Below are 1,992 nucleotides of genomic sequence, written 5' to 3'. Positions count from 1 at the left end.
AACAGGACACCGTGTTCGGCTACGCCGCGCGCGAAACCGGGCAGGGTGCCAAGCCGCCCGTCGGCTTCGTGCTGGCGAGGCTCGCGGCCGGCGAAGGCGAGATCCTGACCGTGGCGGTGGCGCGATCGCATCGCCGCCAGGGATTGGGCTGGCAATTGATGGACGCGGTGCTGCGCGAACTGCACGCGCAGCGCGCCGAAGCGCTGTTCCTCGAAGTCGACGAGACCAATGTCGCCGCGATTGCGCTTTACCGTCGGCTGGGCTTCCGCGAGGTCGGCAAGCGTCCGAATTACTACAGGTCGGCGGAGCACGGGCCGACCGGCGCGCTTGTCATGCGCCGCGATCTTCGCTAGCGAGACGGCCGGGGTAGGGCGATGATCAAGAAAATCAGGATTTTCCTGGCGCTGGGCCTCGTTGTCGCCGGCTCATTGGTCCTCGTGCCATTGCAGATACTGTCGATGAAGACCGGCTGGTGGCCGGAAACGATCATCCTCAAGATCTGGCACAGGCTCATCATCAGGGCGCTCGGCATGCGCATCCATGTCAAGGGTACGCTCTCTGACAAGCGCCCGCTGCTGGTTGCCTCCAACCACATCTCCTGGACCGACATCATGGTGCTCGGCTCCATGGTCGATGTGAAGTTCATCGCCAGAGCCGATATGGAAGGCTGGCCGCTGATCGGCATGCTGTCGAAGCTGCAGCGCACCGTGTTCATCGAGCGCGAACGCAAGCGTTCCTCGGGCGACCAGGCAAGCGAGATCGCCAGCCGCATGGCCAAGGGCGATGCCATGGTGCTGTTTGCCGAGGGCTCGACCGGCGACGGCAACATGATCCTGCCGTTCAAGAGCACGCTGTTTGGCGCTGCCTCGATGGCGATTTCGGAAGGCGCGGCCGAGCAGGTCTTCATCCAACCGGTGGCGATTGCCTACACGCGCCTGCACGGCGTGCCGCTCGGCCGCCGGCACCGCCCGCTTGCCGCCTGGATCGGCGATGAGGATTTGATGCCGCATCTCAGGGTGCTGCTGGCGGAGGGCGCCCTCGACGTCGAGGTGCATTTCGGCGAACCGATCGCCTTTTCCAAGGGCTCGAACCGCAAGGAAACGTCGAAACTGATGGAAAGTCAGGTGCGCGGGATGATGCAGGCAGCGCTTGCCGATCCGCGCCCGAGCCGCTAGCCCCGGCATGTGCCTGCAGGCGCATGCTGAAAATCGTCTGTTTTTTGTCACGGAAAGGCGTTAGAAGCCGCCGGATGGACTTGAACACGATAGAGCGTGACGACATCGACGCCGTGGCCGAAGGGATGGCCGCCGCGCCGGCTGCAGCGACCAGGAAGGTCTTCATCAAGACCTATGGCTGCCAGATGAACGTCTATGATTCACAGCGTATGACCGATGCGCTGGCCGCCGACGGCTACACCGCGACCGATGCCATTGGCGAGGCCGACCTGGTGCTGCTCAACACCTGCCACATCAGGGAGAAGGCGGCCGAAAAGGTCTATTCCGAGCTCGGCCGTATTCGCGATATGAAAGCCGAACGTGCCTTGGCCGGCCGTGAGATGCTGGTCGGCGTCGCCGGCTGCGTGGCGCAGGCCGAAGGCGCCGAGATCATCCGCCGTTCTCCGGCCGTCGACCTGGTCATCGGCCCGCAGACCTATCACCGGCTCCCCGACGTGCTGGCGCGGGTGCGCGGCGGCGAGAAGATCGTCGAGACCGACTACGCCATCGAGGACAAGTTCGAGCATCTGCCGCAGCCGAAGCGCGCCGAGGTCATCAAGCGTGGCGTCACCGCCTTCCTCACCGTGCAGGAAGGTTGCGACAAGTTCTGCACCTTCTGCGTCGTGCCTTACACCAGAGGCTCCGAAGTCTCGCGGCCGGTGGCGCAGATTGTTGCGGAGGCTGAGCGCCTGGCGGAAGCCGGCGTGCGCGAAGTGACGCTGCTTGGCCAGAACGTCAATGCCTGGCATGGCCGGGGCGAGACCAAAGGGGGTAAGAC

Annotated in this window: 3 protein-coding genes; all 3 read left to right on the top strand. The window is 64.5% G+C overall.

What is annotated here, in order from left to right; translation table 11 throughout:
• A partial coding sequence (locus EN993_RS35265) for an N-acetyltransferase (RefSeq protein ID WP_164758042.1) occupies positions 1 to 353 on the top strand: 353 nt, incomplete at its 5' end.
• 21 nt (positions 354 to 374) lie between these two features.
• Positions 375 to 1,175, top strand: a complete 801-nt coding sequence (locus EN993_RS35260) for a 1-acyl-sn-glycerol-3-phosphate acyltransferase (protein WP_127266186.1) — start codon at positions 375 to 377, stop codon at positions 1,173 to 1,175.
• 74 nt (positions 1,176 to 1,249) lie between these two features.
• Positions 1,250 to 1,992: radical SAM protein (locus EN993_RS35255; RefSeq protein WP_127266185.1), on the top strand; the 743-nt coding region annotated here is incomplete at its 3' end.

The sequence above is a fragment of the Mesorhizobium sp. M7D.F.Ca.US.004.01.2.1 genome (assembly GCF_003997785.1).
Classification (GTDB): Bacteria; Pseudomonadota; Alphaproteobacteria; order Rhizobiales; family Rhizobiaceae; genus Mesorhizobium; species Mesorhizobium loti.
Note: the sequence above shows the minus strand (reverse complement) of the source record. Positions and strands in the feature narration are given on the sequence as shown.

What these genes read in the sequence shown, in the direction of transcription:
- EN993_RS35260 (WP_127266186.1), top strand. Translation starts at nt 375, where the DNA reads ATGATCAAGAAAATCAGGATTTTCCTGGCGCTGGGCCTCGTTGTCGCC.